This window comes from Paraburkholderia phytofirmans, from assembly GCF_046028095.1.
GTDB lineage: Bacteria > Pseudomonadota > Gammaproteobacteria > Burkholderiales > Burkholderiaceae > Paraburkholderia > Paraburkholderia phytofirmans_A.
Genome location: NZ_JAQQDJ010000021.1, coordinates 22,325 through 41,729, shown reverse-complemented (window position 1 = coordinate 41,729; position 19,405 = coordinate 22,325). Strand labels below are relative to the sequence as shown.

The following is a 19,405-nucleotide window of genomic DNA, read 5'->3' as shown; positions in this document are numbered from 1 at the left end:
CCGGCCGTTTCCGGACCTTGATTCGGCGCAGCCAGATCGGCGACAATCCTAGGCCCCGCATACGCTTATCAGATGGATTCTTATGAGTGTCGTTCAGATACACCGCGTGATCCGCACCGACGCCGCCGAGTTGATCGCCGCGAACATAGCGAGTCGGGACTACCACCTACCGTGGGTCACGTCCTTTAACGATCAAGCCGGATTTGATAACTGGTTCGCACGCGGCCTCACCGGACCGAACGTCGGGCTCATTGCGCGCGAAAAAGCATCGAATCAAGTTGTCGGCGTTATAAACATTAACGAGATCGTCGTAGGCGCTTTTCAGAGCGCATATCTGGGGTACTACGGGATGTTGAACTTCGCCCGGACCGGGTTGATGACGGAGGCTCTTCGGGCGGCTGTCGGCTATGCGTTCGGCGAACTTGGATTGCATCGGCTGGAGGCGAACATTCAACCTGGTAATGCGGCGTCGATCGCACTTGTGCGTCGGTTGGGTTTCACCCAGGAAGGCTTTTCACCACGCTACCTCCGCATAAATGGCGAATGGATGGATCATGAGAGATGGGCGTTGCTGGCCGACATGTGAGTGTCCGCTCTGCATCGAGCTGAACTGTACAGGGTCGCGCTCTGTCGAGAGTGACCGAGGAGATTCCGCACGTTCATGCTGACTGCATTAGACAGTGTGCGGCCACGAACGGTCATTTGACGATCGCCCTCAGATTGCTGACAATCCGGCGCCTTTCGCCGATCGACGACTTGTCAATCCATCCGGTTTTTCGCTAGACAGCGCCACGAGAGTGCCAATGACCATCTCTAGGATTCTCGAACTTTACGCTCGGAGCGGACGGTCGCTTGAAGATATGGGCCTAAAGGAAGCCGCGTTAGATCTCTCTGAAGCAGGGCAAGCGTTGGACCTGTTTGCAGGCCAAAAATGGCTGGTCCTTGGCGGGGACGTTTACCGCGCATCGTCAGACGGACGAAGTCTTGAGCCCACGTACGACAATTGGTTTTACGAGGGAAGCAACGCCGACGAGGGAATCTCTGCAGCCCGGGATTTCTTGCATTCCTTGCGAGAGCGTTCGTTATTCGTTGTGTTTGTCGTTACTGGCCGAACTCCACCCCGGTGAATCACCGCCTCCTCGAAGCGAGCGGGTGCTCATGGCGACTTAACAGTCCTAGGTGCCGGCCCGCTACGCGAATGTTATAAGGCGACGGTCGGCCAATACAGGACCTTCGCCGACGCCAGAAAGATTTCGGATGCCACCTCTCCTCATGGCGAGTCGTCATCAGCGGCTGCGAAATCTGTATCCGAACGGACCGACGAAGCGCAGGTCAGAGAGCCTGAAAGCATCCCCGCAGCGCCTGACGAAGGCAACCCAAGCCGCTCACCAACAACCGCCATGAGCGGCTTTTTTGCGCGTTTCGTCAAGCGGAAATGACACTGCTTCCCATACTTGGCAAGCGCACGGTTCCTTCTCCACCAAGCATAGCAAATTGCTGTATGACTATGCGCCGAGCATAATCATCTAACTTTTTTAGATGCCACTTGATTTTGTTATTTTTTTGTCTGAATAATTACCTACCAGCGCAGTTTGCGTCGCGCAGCAGTCCAACGTTTTAACAGCCTGATTCTGCGATCGCTGCCTCATGGCAGCGGCGGCCCTGTGTTATTTGTGAATCCATAAGGGATGCTAAAGAACCATCCGAATGCAATATGCGCAGCCCGCAGGCGCGTTCACGTATCCGTCAATCCCGGCGGAAGTCCCAGAACGGGACGCTTAACTTGGAGTTTGATAATGCAAACGCAACAATCGACAGTCGAGCAGCAACAAGTTCAAACTGTGGAAACCGTCGTCCAGAACGTCGCTCCTGACTTCGAGGTAATCGAGGTCGAAGGCTGTCTCAGCAGTTCCAACGCCTAAGGCGCTCAGGGCGGGCCAGGCCAGCCCGCCCTGCATTTCATTTCAGAAAAATCGTCCACGCGAATCTATACTGAAAAGGCATTTAGCCAATCATGCGCCCGATCCTCAGTCTCGATTTTCCGATATTTGTTAAATGGTATATAACGAGTCGCTGCAACTTGCGGTGCAGCCACTGTTATCTTGAAGACTATACGCAGACGGCGGAAAAATCGATGGTTATGCCGATCATCGATTACCTGGGGAAAAACGGCGTACAAGGCGTCGTACTTATTGGCGGCGAACCGCTGACGCGGCCCGATCTCGAAGAAATAGTTCAAGGACTGACCGTCAACGGAATCAGCGTAAAAATCGCAACCAATGCGCTTCTCGCGACGCCCGAACGTTGCGCGTCACTAGTCAACAGCGGCGCACGAAAATTCCAGGTCAGCGTCGAAGGAGCATCGGCGGCTGATAACGATCCTATCCGAGGTCATGGCACCTTCGAGCAGATCATACGCGGTGCCGGAAATCTGCAGGACGCAGGCGGCCACGTTTCGCTAGCCGTCACCGTCACGCGGCAAAATCATCATCGCATTCCCGATGTCTTTCAAATGATGAAAAAGGAGGGACTGACGCGAGTAAAGTTTAATGCGTTCATTCCGATTGGAACGGGTGCTTTGTTGAACAAACATCATGCACTGACGCCGGAAATTTGCCGTGAAGTAAGCGACGTAATCTCATTCGAAATAGCAAAAGACCCGGATATTGATGTTGAAGCTGGCGCGTTTTATCAGAGGGTCACGCTTTCCAGGCTCGAAAAAAAGGAAGGTCCGACTCTTGGGTGTGGAGCAGGAACGTCGTCGCTAATCATCAATAGCGATTTCACGCTTTCTGCATGCGACATGCTGGTCGAAAATGACAGGACATCGGAGCCCATTACGGCACCGCAAGACATCGGTAAATTCTGGACAGGTAACCGTCTTTTCAAAAAATGGCGCGGAAAGGCGGATGCGGATAACGCGGCTGAATGCGCAAGCTTTTCGCAAGTCCATCAGCACGGTTGCCATGTCGCCTATAACACTTACGGAAAAAACATTTTCAACGATGAGCGATGATAAAAACCTGATCAGATGGAAATGGCTCTGCTACATGCAATCGCTTTTCGCCTTAGAGACATTCATTGCACCTGTGTTGGTAATTTTTTACACGCAGTATGCGGGATTTTCTTTCTCGCAGTATGCAATCCTAATGTCCTACATTTTCCTTTTCTCGTGGGCGTTCCAGATTCCGACCGGTGCTATCGCCGACAAGTATGGGCGAAAACGAGCGTTGATTTTCGGAAATATCCTCTACGTGACCGCAATGCTTTCGCTCGTCGTATTTGGTAGTCGCACTCCTATTGTCGTGACATCCGCGCTCTTTTCATTCGGAAGCTGTCTTTCAACCGGAGCATTCCAGGCAATGATGTACTCTGCATATGCCAAAGAGGACCGTGTAGAAGATTTCAATTCGGTGAACGCACGCGGAAACAGTTTGGCCCTCCTGGGCGGTGCTGGCGGCGCTGCTTTCGGCGGCATCCTTGCTGGCGTATCCCTTGCATTACCAATGATCGTCGATATTGCGGTGCTTTCTTTAACTACCGTGCTTCTGACTATCTTTGTAAAGCAACCGCAGAATGCACAGAATTCCCGTCAGGTTTCCGTGCAAACAATCGCCGTCGATGCAATCCGCGCTGCGTTCGCCTCGAAGAAGCTGTTCTCATCAATCCTCGTTTCAGCCGTCGCGTTTGCCTGCGTGCGCACCGGATTTAACGTGTACCAGCCGTTGCTTACAAATTCGGGGGTTCACGTTTCGCAACTAGGAATAATCTTCGCGGGTTTTTCATTATTCTCGGCCGGTGTCGCGTATGCATACAGCAAGGTTCCACGAGAATTACTGGATGGCCCGCTCATGTTGATCCTGATCGCATTGGCTTTTATTCTGTCGTCCATATTCTTAGCAAAAACGTCCACAACGCTAGCGATCATTTGCGCGATCTGCTGCCATCAGTTCGCGCGTGCCATATATCCTTCGCTTTCTGCGTACATGATCAATATCAACATTTCAGACGACAGCACCTCTCGAACCACGATACTTTCATTAGCCGCACTTCTTCGGTCGCTTCTGGCGGCGGTTTTTTCGGGCGGAATGGCGCTTGCAGCAGAAAGTTTTTCAGATCGGATTATGTTCAATGTCATTAGCCTCGTTTCGGCGGCGTTAGTTCTGACGTTCGGATTCTGGAGTGTTTATGCAACTCAGTCAACAAAGTCATGCCCGACTTCCTCCCGCAGTTAATCTGTACATCACTTATCATTGTCGCTCGAAATGCGCACATTGTTTTCTCGTGCAAAGCGATAAAATCAACAAATATGAGCTCACCAAGGAGACGCTGTTTTCAATCATTGACCAACTGGCCGAACAGAACGTCTTTCTGCTAATCATATCTGGCGGCGAACCTTTATTGCACCCCGATTTCTTTGAAGTCGTCCGCTATGCTGACAGCCGAAATATCCTCCCTCTCATTGCAATTACGGGAACAAAGGTCACTGACGGCGATATTTCTAAGTATGTAGTCGCAGGGATCCCAACTGTCCAATTAAGCCTTGACGGCGCTACCCGGCAGTTGAACGACAGAATCCGCGGGCAAGGAAGTTTTTCTGATGTGATTTCCACGGCTCGGCGTTTTATAACGGCCGGCGTCAACGTCAACTTCGCGATTTGTCTGCATCAGGGGAATTTTGACGAATTAGAACAGTTTTTTGAGTTGTGTCTGGAGTTGAATGTTTTCCGGGTCAAGCTCGCTTTTTATAAGCATTTTGTTTCTGATCCGCACGTGCGCGAACTCAATAGCGTGCAGATCAGCGCAGCGCTTAATCTGGCACGACGGTTCATGCGGGCGAATGGATTATCGCGTGAATGGATAGCGTGTCCCACGATTAATGTGTGGACGGGCGAAAGGATATTACAGCGTTCAGGTCTTCCACCACTTACAATCGGCGCCGATGGTTTTCTGACTTCTGGCGACGGCGGTCCAGAGATTGGAGCATTGAGCACAGTTCCACTTGCCGTGCAATATGGGGATTATGTCGAAGCGAAGTTACGAGGGTTCTTTGATGCTACGTGGCAAGCGGCATGCGACGAATACCACGTCACGGAAGCCATTGAAGAGGATGCACTGGATGCCAACGCACTCATTTTTAAGGTCGATGACAGGTACGTGGTCTATGTTAAAAAGGCTCTTCCCCGTTCCGTAAAGTTCTTCTCGTTGTTGCACGAGATAGGGCATATCGCGACAAGGACTTTGCAGATTTCTCCGCGACCGAATCAGCAGGACGAGGCAGAACTCGCCGCGAACATTTGGGCCTTAAATCGGATTAAAAATAACCTCAGTCCGGAGGCGTTTCCAATCTATGTGCAGGCAGCAAAAAAATCAGAGACGCTTCTATACAGGGAAATCTCTCAGAATTTGGAAAACGATCTTATAGGATATTACTGATGGATAACTATTGCCTCAATTCATCGTTAATTGCCCGCGAAGGCGAGCGAAGCTTTTTCGATAAAAAGAGCTTTCGCATCTTGCGTTTCAATCATTCCGGGTTCGCGATTTTGCGCCGGAAATTGGGGATACATTTTACGCTTGCTGATTTTTCGCAGGCTTGTGAGCAAGAGGGCATATCGGCTAATGATAGAGACGCTTTCTGGAAAAAGTGCGTCGATCATCGGGTGATTGTAAATTATCCAAGCGAGGCCGCGCCTGGGAACGCCTGAAGCAGGCTGCACGTCTAACGAAGATCGATTCTGGGCCGCGCACGGACAGACGCGCTGTGTGCGGCGCAAGATGAAAAAAACGAACGCATCGGAAGCAAGCCGGATGAAACTGCTCGCCGAGGAAAAGAGCCCTTGCTGTGCCGAGGGCGTAAGCCGGATGTTATTTGAACGTCCGTTATCGAGTGAGCCGAATGTCCCTTGCGGGTCGGGCTGCGTCGGTCCGCTCCCCGAACTCATCGCTCTAAAGCGGTCACGGGAATTCCGCTGCCCCGAAGCGGCCAGTCGGCAGTGCGTACTCCCGACCCGATCCGGTCGGTCGAATTTCTACAAACCGGCCATTCGCCCGACGCAGCAAATCGCAACGCCTACGCCAATCGCAGATCCCACAACACATCGAGTACGTGTTGCGTTGAACGCTCGACGTTGCCGGCACGATGCGCAATGCCGAGCCGACGCCACAACGCCGGGCGTAGCGGACGCATGGCGATGCGCGTGTCGGGTAGCGGGGTAGTGGCCTCGTGGGGCAAAAGCGCTGCGCCGTAACCTGCCGCTACCAGACTCTTGATGGCGTCGTTGTAGTTGAGCTGAATGCGCGGCGCAGGATGTTGCCCTCCGATCGCAAACCACTCCGCAGTCATACGCGAGAGACGCGTGGTCGCGTCATTGAGAATGAGGGGTTGAGCGGCGAGCCATCCAGGCGTGACGCGCGCCGGACACCGCCAGTGCGCTGGCACAAAGGCCATCACGGGGTCACGGCGCCAGGGCTTTATCACGAGTCCAGCCGTCGCAGGCTGAGGTAGTGCGACCAGCCCGACATCCAGCGTCCCGTCCGCCAAGCGGGTTAGCGTCTCTTGCGAAGTCAGTATCGCGATCTGAACGTCGATAGCGGGATGATGCTTGCGCAGCACGTCAAGTGCTTCAGGTAGCAGGTGCGCAATCGCGCCGGTCGATGCTCCAAGCCGAACGCGTCCGCCAAGCCCTTGAACCTGGCGCTGAACCTCGTCTAGCGCCTGTTCCGCGTCGGCCAGCAATCGACGCGCGCGTTCGACCAACAACTCGCCCGTTGCCGACGGCCGAACATGGCCCCGCTTCCGCGACAGGAGCGGAGCCCCGATGCGGTCTTCCAGATCAGCGATGTGGAGGCTAACCGTCGGTGGTGCCAGATTCAACGCGCGAGCCGCGTCGGCAAATGAGCCTTGGTCGGCAATAACGACCAGAGTGCGCAAGCGGTCCAGACTGATCTCTCGCATATAGCCGTCCAGATTCAGAGAAACTGAATGTTTGCGTTGTGAAATTCAACTTTCGCTATTTTAGCGGTGCGCCGAAGATAGCAGCCTGCTTTTACCTGTTATTGGCCAGCCACCGGAGCATTCCACCCATGAGCTCTCCCTTTGTTTTCATCGACGGCGATCAAGGCACCACCGGATTGCAAATTCACGAACGGCTTCGCAACCGGACCGATCTGACAGTGATAACGCTTCCCGCGGCAGAACGGAAGGATTCCACGCGTCGCGCCGAAGCCATCAACGCCTGCGACATCGCCATCCTCTGCCTACCCGATGCCGCTGCGCGCGAGGCGGTGGGCGCCATTGTTAATCCCGCCGTCAGAGTCATCGACGCGAGTTCTGCTCACCGCACACAGTCGGACTGGACATACGGCTTTCCGGAAATGACACCCGGACAGGCTGGGCGCATTGCGAACGCACGCCGGGTCACCAATCCCGGTTGCTATCCGACAGGCGCAGTTGGTTTGCTGCGCCCCCTGCTGCAGGCTGGGTTGATACCGGGCAACTACCCAATCAGCATTTACGCTGTGTCCGGCTACTCTGGTCGCGGGCGTGCCGGCGTGGAGGAACATGAGGGACAAGGTGCCGCCAACGCGCTTCCATACCAGGTGTATGGTCTGGAACTCGCGCACAAGCACGCGCCGGAGATCCAGCAGCACGCCGGCCTCGCGCAGCGTCCGATCTTCGTCCCTGCGTATGGAGCGTTCCGACAAGGGATCGTGCTGACGGTGGCCCTGGATTTGCGGCTGCTGGCGCCTGACGTGGATGGCGCCACGTTGCACGCATGCCTCGCACGCCACTATGCCGGGGCGGCCCACGTACATGTCTTGCCGCTCCGCGAATCGTCCGTCTTGAAGCACCTGGACCCACAGGTACTATGCGGCACGAACGACATGCGCCTAAGCGTGTTTACTAACATCGAGCACGGGCACGTCCTGCTGTCCGCGGTTTTCGATAATCTCGGCAAAGGCGCATCCGGCGCTGCGGTTCAGAATCTGAACCTGATGCTCACGCAGCAATAGCAGCCAATGGCTTGAGCTAACGTTCGGCTGCACTGATATGCCAACGATTGTTGTCGATCTAAACGTGGCCGTCGAATGTCTCATACTGGCCGATCGGGTGAACTCGCCAATGGCCGCTCATGGGCGCTCTGGTTCGCAAAAACTGAATTCTGCTGACTGACCGGTTTGGAGATGGTCATCTGGCCGGAGTGGGTCGGACTTTGTCCGCCGCTGATCGGCGCAGACTGACTCTCCTTCCGTCGAAAGGAGAAACGTCATGGAAGCCATTGATGTGGGCAGCGCGCGGCGCGTGCCATGGAACAAGGGAAAGCTGACAGGCCAGAAGCCACCACTTAAGCTTAGGGAGATCTGGACGATTCGTATCCGCTTACAGCTCGCCGGAAAGACGCGGGACCTGGCACTGTTCAATCTTGCGATCGACAGCAAGCTACGAGCGTGCGATCTCACGCGGTTGCGAGTTTCGGACATATGCCTGGGTTCGCGCGTCGCGGCGCGGGCGACAGTCATGCAGCAGAAGACGCAGCGGCCGGTACAGTTCGAGATCACCGAGCAGACACGTATGAGCGTAGAGGCGTGGATGCGAGCCGCAGCGCTTTTGAGCGGCGACTATCTGTTTCCGAGTCGCATCCACGACTCGCCGCACCTGTCGACCCGACAGTACGCTCGGCTGGTCCATCGCTGGATACGAGCGATCGGACTGGATGACGCGGCTTACGGAACGCATACGATGCGCCGGACCAAAGCTTCGCTAATTTACCGTCGCACGAAAAATCTGAGGGCAGTACAGTTACTGCTCGGACATACGAAGCTAGAAAGCACGGTTCGATACCTCGGAATTGAGGTTGATGATGCGCTCGAGATGGCTGAGCAAACCGACGTGTGAGGGGGCGTAAGCCGGACAGCGCCGGGTCGCTGTCCGGCCAATTTCGGCCGGTCGACACGACCGAGTGGATCGCTGACAATCGCAACTATGGAGCTGGATTTCGACGAGGCCGCCAGCAGGTGGTGATCCGCCTAGAGCGAAGAATCGATCCGCATAAAAGCAAAGGAACGTTTTCCGTTCGTTGATAACGATACCAAGAATGCAACATTTCCCCGATAACCTTGGTCTCGCTACTGATCTAATGCTGCACACGGAAATCGGGATGGTCGAGTCACGGGATGACTATATCGTCGTCCGCACGCCAGACGCGCCTGAATACTTTTTCGGCAACATGCTCGTCCTGCAGCAGCGACCCTCAGCAAGTGACCTTAAATTGCTGGAGCATGACTTCGGCCGGCTCGTCGGGACACCACCGCTGATTGCACACCGGACATTTGCGTGGCCTGAAAGCGCCGACAGCGTGGTGACCCTCGACGCATTCGTGGAACAAGGCTACGACGCGACCGTCTGTCGGGTGCTGGTGGCCCATCCTGCTGAGATAAATCCAGTTGCGACCAATTCATTGGTCAAGGTGCGCCCGTTTGCCATGGAGCAGGAATGGGACGATTGGTCCCGAATGCAACTCGCCGACATGCCAAATCCGATGGACATTACCTCACAGCGTTACATGGCGCATCAACAGAGGGCTTACAGAAGCCTCATCGACCGCGGTCTAGGAAACTGGTGGGGGGCCTTTATCGAGGATGAGCAGGTAGGAAGTCTTGGTCTGTTCTTTCTTGACGGCATTGGGCGTTTCCAGACAGTTATTACTGGGGCACAGCATCGAAACCGAGATGTTTGCAAAACCTTGGTGACCGAGGTTATCAGGCTGTCCGCCGGGCAGTCGGACCGGCTTATCATGGTTGCAGATGAGACCTGCTATGCCGGAACAATATACGAGGCAATGGGTTTCCGGCCGCAAGGGCGGTTAGCCAGCTTGTGTCAAGAGCCGCGTAATACAACGGCGCGCTGAGCCCATCCAGATTAATATTAAGCCCGACTGCACCTGGCAAAGTTCGGCCAGAACCGGCCTCTCAACAAGCGTGACTGGTCGGCCGCTCAAGATCCTCAAGCGGTCGTTGAAGCACTGCCTCGAAATCGAATTCCAAAGCAAGGAACGGAGCGTCTTGAATCGACGGTTGCGATACATTCTCGGCGACGAGATCCATCATCGAACTCAAGATGCCGCGTCAGTGGTTTAAGGGGTGGCTGAGACCTGCGACGACCATCCCTTTCCCATGCGCTGCTCCGGGCTAGACGGGTATGCCCCCAAAACGGCCCCAAAATAATTATGCGAAAGGAAACCACGATGCCAGCACTAGAGGAAAATAAACCCTTCATCGGACGTTGGTCGAGAGCCCTCTGGCGCAAGGCCCGCAATGTGAGCAACGCACTCGCCCAGAAAGCAGGTCCGTCGTTTCCGCTCGCGCGGCCCAACTTGGAGGCGGCACAGGCTGCCGAGATAAAAAGCGTGTTTGGCCTCCCAGAGCCGCGCCGTGTGGAAAGCTTCAGTGATGGGGCTTTCGCCATCATCATTACGCTACTTGTTCTGGAAATCCATCGCCCGAATGCTGCGCCAGGAAGATTGGGGGAGGAGCTTCTGACGGAATGGTCTTCCTACTTGGCCTATGCAATTGCGTTCATCTACGTTGGAATCATCTGGCTCAACCATCATTACATGTTCGAGCGTCTCTGTAAGGTGGATGTGACACTCAACTGCATCAATCTCGGCATTGTTGGCACCGCAGCCTTGATCCCGTTCCCGACCGGCGTGCTGGCGGGTGCATTCCGCGACGGTAACCTTATGGATCAGAAGGCAGCCGTGGTGCTTTATGCCTTGATAGCCGGACTGATGTCGGCGTCATGGCTCCCTGCCTTTCGGCATTTGCATCGCCATCCTGAACTCTTAAAGCCGCATCTGCCGGCGGCTGCATTTGCGTCGCAGGTGCTTCGACCGGCGCTTGGCATCCTGCTTTACATCATGGCGGCGGCGCTAGGTTGGTTTGTTCACCCGCTTATCGCAATTGGGATTTTCATCTTCGTTGTCGGCTACTACGCTTTGACGAGCCAAGGCATTTATTCAAACCGGTGAATGCCCGGCGAGGTGACTGGCGCGCTGTGCGTACCAGTGGGTACCGCGCAGGTATGCGTGCGGGCGAGTCTCGGTTCGTCATACTCGGCCGCCTCCGTCGATGGCGGACCGAGTGCTGGGGCGTACGACTTCGTTTCGTCCTGTGGGGTGGGTTTTCGGCCGGGGACTATCTGGCGTCGTGGAAGATGATGCCCAGTGTATGGCGCTGCCCGCGATGCAGCTTGCTGACGCCATGGCGCAAGTTCGCGCGATAGAACCCACGCATGGAGCGCACGGGTCGATGGTTGACGGCGAAGACCACCGCATCACCCTGCCGCAGCGGCACGACCTCGGCACGACCGGGTTTCTTCGGGTCACTATCGGTTAGCAGCAGCTCACCGCCCTCAAAATCGCGCCCCGGCTCGTCGAGCAGGAACACAGCCTGGAACGGGAACACGTGTTCGCCGTACAAATCCTGGTGCAGGCAGCAGTAATCGTTTGGCCGATAGCGTAGAAGTAGCGGCGTCGGCCGCTGCTGACCAGCGCGATGGCAGACCTCGCGAAATTCGGAATGAGTCGCGGGAAAGCGTTCTTCAATGCGCATTGCGCTGTGCCATCGATTCGCGATGGGCGCCAAGGGCGGGTACAACGACTCTCGCAGTCGCCGCACCACGTCGGGCAGAGGATCACCGAAATATTTATATTCGCCGCGTCCGAAAGCGTAGCGCTCCATCACGATGCGACTGCGGAAGCGCTTCTCCTGCGAAAAATAGCTCGCAACTTCCCGGCACTGACGAGGCGAAAGCAATGCGGGTAGCACAGCGTAGCCGTCGCGCGTGAGGGCATTCTCGAACGGGGTCCATTCGGTCGCGGCGATCCTGGCCTCCAGCGAGTCATGTGACGTGCTCTCGTGAAAGTTGAAAGGTGCGGTCTGGGCGGGACGTGCGGTTTGCATATTCATGAACGTGTTCTTTCGGCGGTTTTTCCAGTTACCTGTGCTGGCTGGCTTGCCTTCCAGGTGGCATATTTATCCGGCAAGCAGACGGCGCACGGGCGGTAGCCGGCGGCGATGGCGGTGGCTTCATCGAGGAAGAACACGCGGTGCTTTAAGTATCCTCCGCATGCAATGGCACGCAGCGCGGCACGACAGTTGAGAAGACCGTAGAGCTTATTGCGCCGATGGCCACCGAGGGTGCCCGGTATCAGACTCTGGTACGACTGGCCATTCCGTCCAATCAGCGTGAAGGTTTCAGATTGAGTCAACGTCGTCGCCCTCCTGTGTCGACCGCGTATCGTGGAACGACAACTCCACGCCGATACGCTCGCCACCGCGTACGCGGCTGATGGCATGCTTGAGATTGACTCTGTAAAAGCCTTTGGTTCCCTTGAACGGGCGATGGGCCGTGCTGATGATGGCTGCGTCGCCGAGCTTGAGAGGTAGAACCATCGGGCGCGACTGCATGCGTGGGCGCTGCTCGGTCATCACGAACTCACCGCCCTGAAAGTCGCTGCCCGGTTCCGTCAGAAGCCCTACGATCTGCAGCGGAAACACGTGCTCGCCGTCATGGCGTTGATGCAAGGCCAGATAGTCATCCATACGTAGCCGGTTCAGATGGGACTGCGATTCGGTCTGTCCGGCTTGCTGATTGCGTTCCAGGAACTCCTCCAGTACCGGCGGGTAGCGGTAGCCGCTGCCCAGGGTCTCGTTCCAGCGATTCGCGATAGGCGCCAAGAAGCGATAGAACGTTGCGCGCCATGCCGACCACGGCCCCGGCAGGCCCGCATCGAAATAACACAATTTACCTCGCCCGAGATCGGAGGATGCCAGCGATACGCGACGAAGCGTTTTTAGCGTGTCGGTGTGGCGCGCCAGGTCGCGTGCGTGCTCCGGGGCAAGGAGTCCAGGCAGTAGGGCATAACCTTCGATGTCCAGTTGCGCGGCAATGTCCGGCCAATTCAGTTGGTCAATTGCGGTTGTAGATGATCCCATGGGAAAAGTCCTGTTTAAGCCTCGGCTTCGCGCCGCAGCAGTTCGCGCTTGCGGTCGACGCCCCAGCGGTAGCCGGCAATATCGCCGTCGCGCCGTACGACGCGATGGCAGGGAATGGCCACGGCGATGTGGTTTGCGGCGCAGGCCTGCGCTACTGCGCGCACGGCCTTGGGCGCGCCGATGCGTTCGGCTATCTGTGTGTAGCTCGCGGTGGTGCCAGGCGAGATCTCGCGAAGCGCCTGCCACACGCGTTCCTGGAAGGCAGTGCCACGCACGTCCAAGGGCAAATTCAGGCCCAGAGAGGGAACTTCGATGAACCCTACGACCTGGGCGATCAATTGCTCGAACTCCTCGTCGCCACCGATGAGTTGGGCTTTGGGAAACTGGTCTTGCAGATTGCGCACCAACGCGTCCGGGTCATCGTCCAAGAGGATGGCGCAGATGCCTCGTTGGCTCTGTGCGACCAGGATGGCGCCGAGTGAGCATTGCCCCACGGCGAAGCGGATGACCGCTCCGGTACCTCCTGCCCGGTAATCGCGCGCACGCATGCCGAGCAACTGGTCGGATGTTTCGTAAAACCGGCTGTTGGAATTGAAGCCGGCACCATAGATTGCATCGGTGACTGACGTATTCGGAAAGACCAGTTCCGCCCGCAGCCTGCGTGCACGGGAGGCTGAAGCGTAGGCTTTCGGTGTCAAGCCGGTTTCGGCCTTGAACACCCGGTGAAAGTGAAAAGAGCTCATGCCGGCGTGGGCGGCTAGATCGTCAAGGTTGAGCGCAGTCTCCGCGTCTTCGATGAGTCGGCAGGCCCGTGCCACGAGCGCAGTTCGTTCGGCTGCGGCACTGGTTCGGTCGCCTCGAGCACGGCGACTCGCGCGATACCCTGCGGCTTCGGCCGCCTCGGGAGATTCGAAGAATTCCACGTTCTCACGTTTGGGGAGCCGTGCAGAGGCGCTGGGTCGGCAGTAGACGCCGGTAGTGCGCACCGCGTAGACGAAAACCGCGTCGGCGCCAGCATCGCGCGCCTGCAAAGCTTGCCAGCGCTCGTCGTCTGTCACATAAGCTGAAATAGCTGGAGCGGTCGTGGTCATGAAAGTGTCCGGTTTCTCGGTGATGCCGTGAGAATAGGCCGGACTTCGCTCGCAAGAACTCCGATTCTTGCTAACCAATTCAGCGCGCAGGGATGCGCCACAAGTACCAGGCCGCCACGGTCCGCCACGGGCGCCAAGCTTCTCCGATCTCACGCATCTGGCGGGGAGTGGGGGCTTTGTGCAGGCCTTTGAGGTGCCGGTAGCCCTCGCGTACGCCAAAGTCGTCGGCGGGCAGAACGTCGGAGCGCTGCAGCGTGTAAATGAGGAACATTTCAACGGTCCAGCGACCGACTCCGCGCAGGACAGTCAGGCGCTCGATGAGCGCCTCGTCGGACATGTTCAGCGCCTCACCGCGGTTCGGTACGATGCCGTCGACGGTAGCTTGAGCAATGCCACGAATCGTGGCGAGCTTGGCGGCTGAGAAGCCGCACACGCGCTGCAGCTCCGGGTCGGTGGCAAGCAGTTGCCGGGGCGAAGGGAAGGCTGTATCGGCATAAAGTGCGGACAGTCGCGCGAGAATGGCGTCACCCGCTTTCGCGTGCAGTTGCTGGTAGGCAATGGCACGTACCAGGGCTTCGTAGGGTTCGCGGGCAGGCTTGGCTTCATGTCGGCACGGGCCAACGGAAAGGACATGGCGGGTCCAGTCGGCGTCAAGACCGGAGAGGAACTCCTCGGCTTGCCGATAGGCCCACGGCGACAGATCGGCTGCGATCGAGGTGGTCAAAATTCGAACCCGGGAAGAGTCGCAGTTTGCTGGGAGGCGGCCCTCGGCGGAATCGCCCTCTCGTGTTCGAGCAACCAGCGCTTGCGGTGCACGCCCCATGCATAGCCTTTGAGCTCGCCGTTGCTCGCGATCACTCGATGGCACGGCACGACCATCGCGATGGGGTTTGCGCCATTGGCTGCGCCGATGTCGATGGCTGCGCGCGGATCGTCGAAGCCCAGTTCCCTCGCGAGTTTGCCGTAGGTCGTGGTCGTGCCGGTCGGTATGCGGCGCAATGCAGCCCAGACCTGGCGTTGCAGGTCGGAGCCTGTCGTAGCCGTCGGCAGGGCGTCGAGCGCATCCAGCTCGCCAGAGAAATATCGGGCGATGGCCTTCGCGATCTCGTCCGGTGCGGGGGCGTCGTTCAACTCGACGCTTCCGTAGTGCTCGCGCAGGCCACGATGCAGGTACGTCTTGTGATCCGCGAAATCGAGCGCACGGATGTGCTGTTGCGCATCGGTGACGAGCAGGATGTCGCCGAGCGGCGACGCCAGGTGGCTCAGGAATAGTTGCATGATGTGAGCCTCATTTCTTGAGGTAAGTGTCAATGGGTCTTCCTCACCCTTCACCTGATTCGGGTGATACCCAGCTCCCCGGAAAGGTACGATCCACCGCTAATCACGTGTAGTTCGGTATGTCCGGCATCGTTGATCCACCAACGAGCAGCGCCGGTGTCTACCAGCGACTGGCAATAAGCCTCGACCCGGCACCGCACATCGGGAAAGTCATTCATCGGACTGGCGGACATCCAGTTCATGAGCTTGTCCGGCTCCGCGGGATCGCAAGTGGCGCAGCCTGTCTCGGGCTCACCAACCCGCTCTTTCGGGAACAACTGTTGGGCATCGGATACTTTAATTCTGTGAAAAAGCGCAACGGTGGCAGCGGTCATGATTGACTCTTCAGGGCAATTTTGGAGTCCGGTCACTTTACTTCAGCGATCGAGAGAGAAAACTCCGTCTCTTGCTCTGTAATTCCACCGCTACGACACAATCCCGATCAAAGGAAAACCGAGAGAAAGCCTTCCTGTCGCGTCCCGAGCAAAAATTGTCGAGTCGTTGGTGCGAACCAGCGCAAACGTATTCAACCCGCCCTGCGAAAGGTGAAGTTGACGCGCTGGCTTCCGAGCAGGGGATGAGGCATATCCTTGAGCGGCATCACGCCGTGATAGCGCAGTCGGTCCTCACCGCCCCAAACTGCCACGTCGCCGTGGCGCAGCGGAACCCTGGCCGTCTTGTCCGAGCGCGCATCACCACCGAACAAAAAAGTGGCGGACATGCCCAAGGACACCGAAACAATCGGTGCACCCAAGTCGCGTTCGTTGCGGTCCTGGTGCAGCGATAGTCGGGAACCCGGTAGGTAGCGATTGACGAGGCAGGCGTCGGGGTGAAAATCTCTGAAGCCGGCGGACGCCGCGGCTTCGCGCGCCAGTGCAGCAAATACATTTGGCATGGCCAGCCAAGGCTTGCCGCTGTCCGGGTCAAGAGCAGTGTAGCGATAGCCATGTCTGTCGGTGGTCCATCCCAGCGGACCGCAGTTGGTCAGCGCGACAGACATGGTGAAGCCACTTGGCGTCACCATGTTGCGAAACGGCGAACATGCCGCGATGTCGGCGAGAGCGGGGATCAGATCGTCCACATAAGGCAGCGCGAACCCATGTAATACAAAGGCGCACGGTCCGATCGACTCGCGCTGGTCCGAAGTCGGACTCTGAAAAAGATCGAGCGTTGTCATGGCAGTATCAGCCCCTAGTGTGAGTCGTGGAAAATTAGGCCGACGGTGTGACGATTTCCGCTCCGGACGAGACTGACGCCATGCCGCATTGCCGCTTTCCGCGTGCCGGCGCGTTTGCTCGCTGCCGGTCTCTGGTTGACGACGAACACTACAGCGTCGCCCTGATTCAATGCGACGACATCAGCACGCTGGCCGTTCGGTGCGCTCTCCGTCATGACGAACTCTCCGCCCGTGAAGTCCTTGCCGGGTTCAGACAACAAGATCGCCACCTGCAGCGGAAAAACATGCTCGCCATAGAGATCCTGATGCAGACAGTTGTAGTCTCCGGGACCATATTCGAGGATCAGCGGCGTCGACCTCGTCTGGCCAGCCCGATGACATCGTGCAAGAAAAGGATCCAGTTCGTCCGGGTACTGCACTTCAATACCCAGCTGTCGACTCCAGCGATTGGCGATCGGCGCTAAGTGCGGATACAGCGTATGCCTCAGTTGATCGAGCAGCGACGGCAACGGGTAGGAAAAATATTTGTATTCGCCACGTCCAAACCCGTGGCGGCCCATTACGATCCGGGCCCGGTAGCCTCGTTCTTCGGCGTAGCGGTTCGCGATTTCTCCGCATTGCTTTGCATTTAGCAAGCGGGACAAGACGGCATTTCCGCGAGCATCGAGCGATTGTTCGATGCCCACCCAGTCGAACGCCGCCGCCTTTGACTTTTCAGCGTTCCCCGCTCCGGCTCTCATTTCCCGCGCTCCTCGACGAGCAATGCGCGCTTGCGATCGACGCCCCAGCGATAGCCCGAAATCGTGCCGTCGCTGCGAACGACTCGGTGGCAGGGAATGGCAATCGCGAGCACGTTGGCGGCGCACGCACCGGCTACAGCTCGAACAGCCTCCGGCACCCCGAGATGTTGTGCGATCTCGCTATAGCTGCGCGTCTGTCCGGCTGGAATGCCACACAGTGCCTGCCAGACTTCCTGCTGGAAGGGGGTGCCGCCAATGTCCAGATTGATGACGCGCTCGGCAATACCCTTGTCGATGAAAGCGACGACCTGGCCCAGTTCGCCCAGCAGCGACTGCCGATCCGCTATCAGTTCAACATCGGGAAAGGCAACCGCGAGCTCGTCGTACAGCTCCTGCGCGTTCTCGCCGAGAAATATGGCGCAGATGCCTTGCCGGCTCCTGCCAATCAAAACCGAACCGCGGACCGCTTGTCCGATGGCATATCGGATTGGGCCTTCGACTTGGCAGCCAGGTGCGCGAAAGTTGTATTTGAACGGGGCGACGGGACCGGCTTTCATGATGTGTCACTCGGTAGTTGAAGGAGTGGTGACAGTCTAGAAATCTTCTTGCCCATTGAAACTCCGCTCCTTGCGGTTGAATTCTCCATATGAGCGATATGGCTTACCAGCCTGGATATCTTGCAATGAGGCTGAGCCACAGCGAGAGACATCCGGCGTCGCTCATGTACTGCATCGCTTCGCCTGCTCGCCAGGTACAGGGGACGCGACGCAGCCACGTCGAATCGGGACCCGACTGATATAACCAGATGATCGTGGCTGCCATCATCTGCTGTTCCGGAGCCATGCCCCGGAATTCTGCCCGCCATCGCGCCATCTCCTCTGGATGATGCTCACCCGTTCGTTCGTTATAAGCAGCCGGACAAATGCTTCGGTGGAATTCGCCTTCCTGGCTGGGACAGAACAGCTTGGCCAATTGATGTTGCCGAATGGCCTGCTGCAGGACATTGTTGAAGCTAGCAGGACTTCGGCTACCCAATTCTGCGGGCACGCCAAGAGTCTCCAGTTCCGTCGCGTCGTCATCGTCGAGGTCAAGCAGATGCTGTACTAGGCGATCCAGTCGCGTGTCGTCGGAGGACGTGGATATATGAGCCTGCCGATGCAGGGCCTCGTTGATCGCCGCAGCGCCGTTGGCGAAGGTTCGTTCGGCTGTAGCGGCGCAGAGGTATTTCAGCATGAGAGCCTTTCTCCAGAAAGCGTCGAAAGTAAGATCTTTTGATGGGTACGTCTCTCCGGTTCTTGCGGTATTCAACTCGACGTCAGTTTCCCGAAGTCACGAGTTCAACCACCGTATGCAGATGAGACGACCCAAGGCATGGCGCGTAATAGCTTACTGAGGCGCCCGACGCATAGAACCAACGATACGTGTTGCAGCGAATCCTTCTGCTCCGTTTCTTGCTCCCCGGGTCAGGATGAGCGCCGTGAAACGGATCGTCTGAATCGCACCGCAAGAAACGGGTAGTAGTGGGGAGGCGCGATGGATATTGTTCGTTCCAGGCGAAGCAAGCCCGTTTCGCTGCCAATCAAGCTCAGTAAGGAGTCGAACATGTCAAAGGAAGAGGACAACAAGGCGGTCGTAGGTCGCTGGTTCACCAGTTTCTGGGGCGAGAAATGTGACCTCAACATTGTCGACGAGATCGCTGCGCCGGACATGCTGTTGAAATACTCGCTGCATGAGCCCCGTCGTGGTCGTGACGACATCAAAGCCTTCATGACCGCTTTCCGCGAAGCCTTTCCGGACCTCAATTTCTGGGGCGTCACGGACCTCATCGCTGAAGGTGATTACGTCGTAGGGCAATGGGAAGGTGGTGGCACGCACACCGGCCCGGCTTTTAGCGACTTTCTCGCAGGGTCTCTGCCGGCGGCAACCGGCCGCAAGATGCACTTCACCGGCACCACCGTGCTTCGTTTGAAGGAGGGCAAAATCGTCGAAGAGCTTGGTCTTGACGACGGTGTGTCGGCTCTCACGCAACTGGGACTGATCAAGACGGTCTGAGCATTTCTGTCATCATCGGTGTGTCCCCG

At 57.2% G+C, this 19,405-nt stretch carries 23 protein-coding genes; 11 read left to right on the top strand and 12 right to left on the bottom strand.

The genetic code is table 11. From position 1 onward, the window contains the following. Nucleotides 1–82: 82 nt before the first annotated feature. The 6 genes from PQR54_RS36220 to PQR54_RS36200 all read left to right on the top strand — a co-directional run bounded on the left by PQR54_RS36220 (nt 83) and on the right by PQR54_RS36200 (nt 5,708). Complete coding sequence (locus PQR54_RS36220; protein ID WP_408254368.1) at nt 83–586, top strand: GNAT family N-acetyltransferase; 504 nt, start codon at nt 83–85, stop codon at nt 584–586. Between the two features lie 217 nt (nt 587–803). Next, entirely contained in the window at nt 804–1,127 is a 324-nt protein-coding gene (imm40, locus tag PQR54_RS38970) for an Imm40 family immunity protein (protein WP_494478644.1), read from the top strand. Nucleotides 1,128–2,014: 887 nt separating this feature from the next. After that, on the top strand, nt 2,015–3,016 hold the full coding sequence (locus PQR54_RS36215; protein ID WP_408254366.1) for a radical SAM protein: 1,002 nt from the start codon (nt 2,015–2,017) through the stop codon (nt 3,014–3,016). A gap of 34 nt (nt 3,017–3,050) precedes the next feature. Further along, entirely contained in the window at nt 3,051–4,235 is a 1,185-nt protein-coding gene (locus tag PQR54_RS36210) for an MFS transporter (RefSeq protein ID WP_408254363.1), read from the top strand. After that, nucleotides 4,189–5,436 carry a radical SAM protein gene (locus PQR54_RS36205; RefSeq protein WP_408254360.1) on the top strand — a complete coding sequence of 416 codons (1,248 nt, stop codon included), beginning with the start codon at nt 4,189–4,191 and terminating at the stop codon, nt 5,434–5,436. The genes PQR54_RS36210 and PQR54_RS36205 overlap by 47 nt, the downstream gene beginning before the upstream one ends. Next, the gene (locus PQR54_RS36200) at nt 5,436–5,708 is read left to right on the top strand and encodes a hypothetical protein (RefSeq protein ID WP_408254357.1); all 273 of its coding nucleotides are present in this window, start codon (nt 5,436–5,438) and stop codon (nt 5,706–5,708) included. The genes PQR54_RS36205 and PQR54_RS36200 overlap by 1 nt, the downstream gene beginning before the upstream one ends. A gap of 365 nt (nt 5,709–6,073) precedes the next feature. Here the strand turns inward: PQR54_RS36200 and PQR54_RS36195 are convergent, their stop codons facing one another. After that, nucleotides 6,074–6,958 carry a LysR family transcriptional regulator gene (locus PQR54_RS36195; protein ID WP_408254355.1) on the bottom strand — a complete coding sequence of 295 codons (885 nt, stop codon included), beginning with the start codon at nt 6,956–6,958 and terminating at the stop codon, nt 6,074–6,076. Nucleotides 6,959–7,086: 128 nt separating this feature from the next. Between PQR54_RS36195 and argC the strand changes: the two genes are divergently transcribed. From argC to PQR54_RS36175, 4 genes are all read left to right on the top strand, one after another. Continuing rightward, a complete protein-coding gene (argC, locus tag PQR54_RS36190; protein ID WP_408254352.1) occupies nt 7,087–8,016 on the top strand; it encodes an N-acetyl-gamma-glutamyl-phosphate reductase in 930 nt (309 codons plus the stop codon). A gap of 256 nt (nt 8,017–8,272) precedes the next feature. Then, nucleotides 8,273–8,899: a tyrosine-type recombinase/integrase gene (locus PQR54_RS36185; protein WP_408254349.1), complete on the top strand. Its 627-nt coding sequence runs from the start codon at nt 8,273–8,275 to the stop codon at nt 8,897–8,899. A gap of 199 nt (nt 8,900–9,098) precedes the next feature. Next, on the top strand, nt 9,099–9,911 hold the full coding sequence (locus tag PQR54_RS36180; protein ID WP_408254347.1) for a GNAT family N-acetyltransferase: 813 nt from the start codon (nt 9,099–9,101) through the stop codon (nt 9,909–9,911). Nucleotides 9,912–10,247: 336 nt separating this feature from the next. Further along, on the top strand, nt 10,248–11,030 hold the full coding sequence (locus PQR54_RS36175; RefSeq protein WP_408254344.1) for a TMEM175 family protein: 783 nt from the start codon (nt 10,248–10,250) through the stop codon (nt 11,028–11,030). A 166-nt stretch (nt 11,031–11,196) separates the two neighbouring features. Here the strand turns inward: PQR54_RS36175 and PQR54_RS36170 are convergent, their stop codons facing one another. The 11 genes from PQR54_RS36170 to PQR54_RS36120 all read right to left on the bottom strand — a co-directional run bounded on the left by PQR54_RS36170 (nt 11,197) and on the right by PQR54_RS36120 (nt 18,557). Continuing rightward, nucleotides 11,197–11,970, bottom strand: coding sequence for a 2OG-Fe(II) oxygenase (locus tag PQR54_RS36170; protein WP_408254341.1), 774 nt, complete (start codon nt 11,968–11,970; stop codon nt 11,197–11,199). Continuing rightward, entirely contained in the window at nt 11,967–12,272 is a 306-nt protein-coding gene (locus PQR54_RS36165) for a metal-binding protein (protein WP_408254338.1), read from the bottom strand. The genes PQR54_RS36170 and PQR54_RS36165 overlap by 4 nt, the downstream gene beginning before the upstream one ends. Next, nucleotides 12,259–12,999, bottom strand: a complete 741-nt coding sequence (locus tag PQR54_RS36160; RefSeq protein ID WP_408254335.1) for a 2OG-Fe(II) oxygenase — start codon at nt 12,997–12,999, stop codon at nt 12,259–12,261. Before PQR54_RS36160 ends, PQR54_RS36165 begins: the two co-directional genes overlap by 14 nt. Before the next feature lie 14 nt (nt 13,000–13,013). Next, complete coding sequence (ada, locus tag PQR54_RS36155) at nt 13,014–14,090, bottom strand: bifunctional DNA-binding transcriptional regulator/O6-methylguanine-DNA methyltransferase Ada (protein ID WP_091797068.1); 1,077 nt, start codon at nt 14,088–14,090, stop codon at nt 13,014–13,016. Between the two features lie 79 nt (nt 14,091–14,169). Continuing rightward, nucleotides 14,170–14,814, bottom strand: coding sequence for a DNA-3-methyladenine glycosylase family protein (locus PQR54_RS36150; RefSeq protein ID WP_408254332.1), 645 nt, complete (start codon nt 14,812–14,814; stop codon nt 14,170–14,172). After that, a complete protein-coding gene (locus PQR54_RS36145; protein WP_408254330.1) occupies nt 14,811–15,368 on the bottom strand; it encodes a methylated-DNA--[protein]-cysteine S-methyltransferase in 558 nt (185 codons plus the stop codon). The genes PQR54_RS36150 and PQR54_RS36145 overlap by 4 nt, the downstream gene beginning before the upstream one ends. 50 nt (nt 15,369–15,418) lie before the next feature. Next, nucleotides 15,419–15,742 carry a hypothetical protein gene (locus PQR54_RS36140; RefSeq protein WP_408254327.1) on the bottom strand — a complete coding sequence of 108 codons (324 nt, stop codon included), beginning with the start codon at nt 15,740–15,742 and terminating at the stop codon, nt 15,419–15,421. Between the two features lie 191 nt (nt 15,743–15,933). Then, nucleotides 15,934–16,584 (bottom strand): DNA oxidative demethylase AlkB, encoded by a 651-nt coding sequence (gene alkB / locus PQR54_RS36135; protein ID WP_408254324.1) that lies wholly within the window; start codon nt 16,582–16,584, stop codon nt 15,934–15,936. A 14-nt stretch (nt 16,585–16,598) separates the two neighbouring features. Further along, a complete protein-coding gene (locus PQR54_RS36130; protein WP_408254322.1) occupies nt 16,599–17,324 on the bottom strand; it encodes a 2OG-Fe(II) oxygenase in 726 nt (241 codons plus the stop codon). Beyond that, nucleotides 17,321–17,881 (bottom strand): methylated-DNA--[protein]-cysteine S-methyltransferase, encoded by a 561-nt coding sequence (locus tag PQR54_RS36125; protein ID WP_408254319.1) that lies wholly within the window; start codon nt 17,879–17,881, stop codon nt 17,321–17,323. Before PQR54_RS36125 ends, PQR54_RS36130 begins: the two co-directional genes overlap by 4 nt. A gap of 103 nt (nt 17,882–17,984) precedes the next feature. Continuing rightward, entirely contained in the window at nt 17,985–18,557 is a 573-nt protein-coding gene (locus PQR54_RS36120) for a hypothetical protein (protein ID WP_408254316.1), read from the bottom strand. 369 nt (nt 18,558–18,926) lie between these two features. Between PQR54_RS36120 and PQR54_RS36115 the strand changes: the two genes are divergently transcribed. Further along, nucleotides 18,927–19,376: an ester cyclase gene (locus tag PQR54_RS36115; RefSeq protein ID WP_091797082.1), complete on the top strand. Its 450-nt coding sequence runs from the start codon at nt 18,927–18,929 to the stop codon at nt 19,374–19,376. The last annotated feature ends 29 nt before the right edge of the window (nt 19,377–19,405 follow it).

Bases quoted from the DNA above. Each gene is read 5' to 3' on its own strand.
- PQR54_RS36160 (WP_408254335.1), bottom strand. From the start codon at position 12,999: ATGGGATCATCTACAACCGCAATTGACCAACTGAATTGGCCGGACATT.
- PQR54_RS36200 (WP_408254357.1), top strand. From the start codon at position 5,436: ATGGATAACTATTGCCTCAATTCATCGTTAATTGCCCGCGAAGGCGAG.
- PQR54_RS36125 (WP_408254319.1), bottom strand. From the start codon at position 17,881: ATGAAAGCCGGTCCCGTCGCCCCGTTCAAATACAACTTTCGCGCACCT.
- PQR54_RS36120 (WP_408254316.1), bottom strand. From the start codon at position 18,557: ATGCTGAAATACCTCTGCGCCGCTACAGCCGAACGAACCTTCGCCAAC.
- PQR54_RS36145 (WP_408254330.1), bottom strand. From the start codon at position 15,368: ATGCAACTATTCCTGAGCCACCTGGCGTCGCCGCTCGGCGACATCCTG.
- PQR54_RS36170 (WP_408254341.1), bottom strand. From the start codon at position 11,970: ATGAATATGCAAACCGCACGTCCCGCCCAGACCGCACCTTTCAACTTT.
- PQR54_RS36185 (WP_408254349.1), top strand. From the start codon at position 8,273: ATGGAAGCCATTGATGTGGGCAGCGCGCGGCGCGTGCCATGGAACAAG.
- PQR54_RS36115 (WP_091797082.1), top strand. From the start codon at position 18,927: ATGTCAAAGGAAGAGGACAACAAGGCGGTCGTAGGTCGCTGGTTCACC.
- PQR54_RS36205 (WP_408254360.1), top strand. From the start codon at position 4,189: ATGCAACTCAGTCAACAAAGTCATGCCCGACTTCCTCCCGCAGTTAAT.
- PQR54_RS36175 (WP_408254344.1), top strand. From the start codon at position 10,248: ATGCCAGCACTAGAGGAAAATAAACCCTTCATCGGACGTTGGTCGAGA.
- PQR54_RS36210 (WP_408254363.1), top strand. From the start codon at position 3,051: ATGCAATCGCTTTTCGCCTTAGAGACATTCATTGCACCTGTGTTGGTA.
- PQR54_RS36195 (WP_408254355.1), bottom strand. From the start codon at position 6,958: ATGCGAGAGATCAGTCTGGACCGCTTGCGCACTCTGGTCGTTATTGCC.
- PQR54_RS36220 (WP_408254368.1), top strand. From the start codon at position 83: ATGAGTGTCGTTCAGATACACCGCGTGATCCGCACCGACGCCGCCGAG.
- ada (WP_091797068.1), bottom strand. From the start codon at position 14,090: ATGACCACGACCGCTCCAGCTATTTCAGCTTATGTGACAGACGACGAG.
- argC (WP_408254352.1), top strand. From the start codon at position 7,087: ATGAGCTCTCCCTTTGTTTTCATCGACGGCGATCAAGGCACCACCGGA.
- imm40 (WP_494478644.1), top strand. From the start codon at position 804: ATGACCATCTCTAGGATTCTCGAACTTTACGCTCGGAGCGGACGGTCG.
- PQR54_RS36140 (WP_408254327.1), bottom strand. From the start codon at position 15,742: ATGACCGCTGCCACCGTTGCGCTTTTTCACAGAATTAAAGTATCCGAT.
- PQR54_RS36215 (WP_408254366.1), top strand. From the start codon at position 2,015: ATGCGCCCGATCCTCAGTCTCGATTTTCCGATATTTGTTAAATGGTAT.
- alkB (WP_408254324.1), bottom strand. From the start codon at position 16,584: ATGACAACGCTCGATCTTTTTCAGAGTCCGACTTCGGACCAGCGCGAG.
- PQR54_RS36180 (WP_408254347.1), top strand. From the start codon at position 9,099: ATGCAACATTTCCCCGATAACCTTGGTCTCGCTACTGATCTAATGCTG.
- PQR54_RS36130 (WP_408254322.1), bottom strand. From the start codon at position 17,324: ATGAGAGCCGGAGCGGGGAACGCTGAAAAGTCAAAGGCGGCGGCGTTC.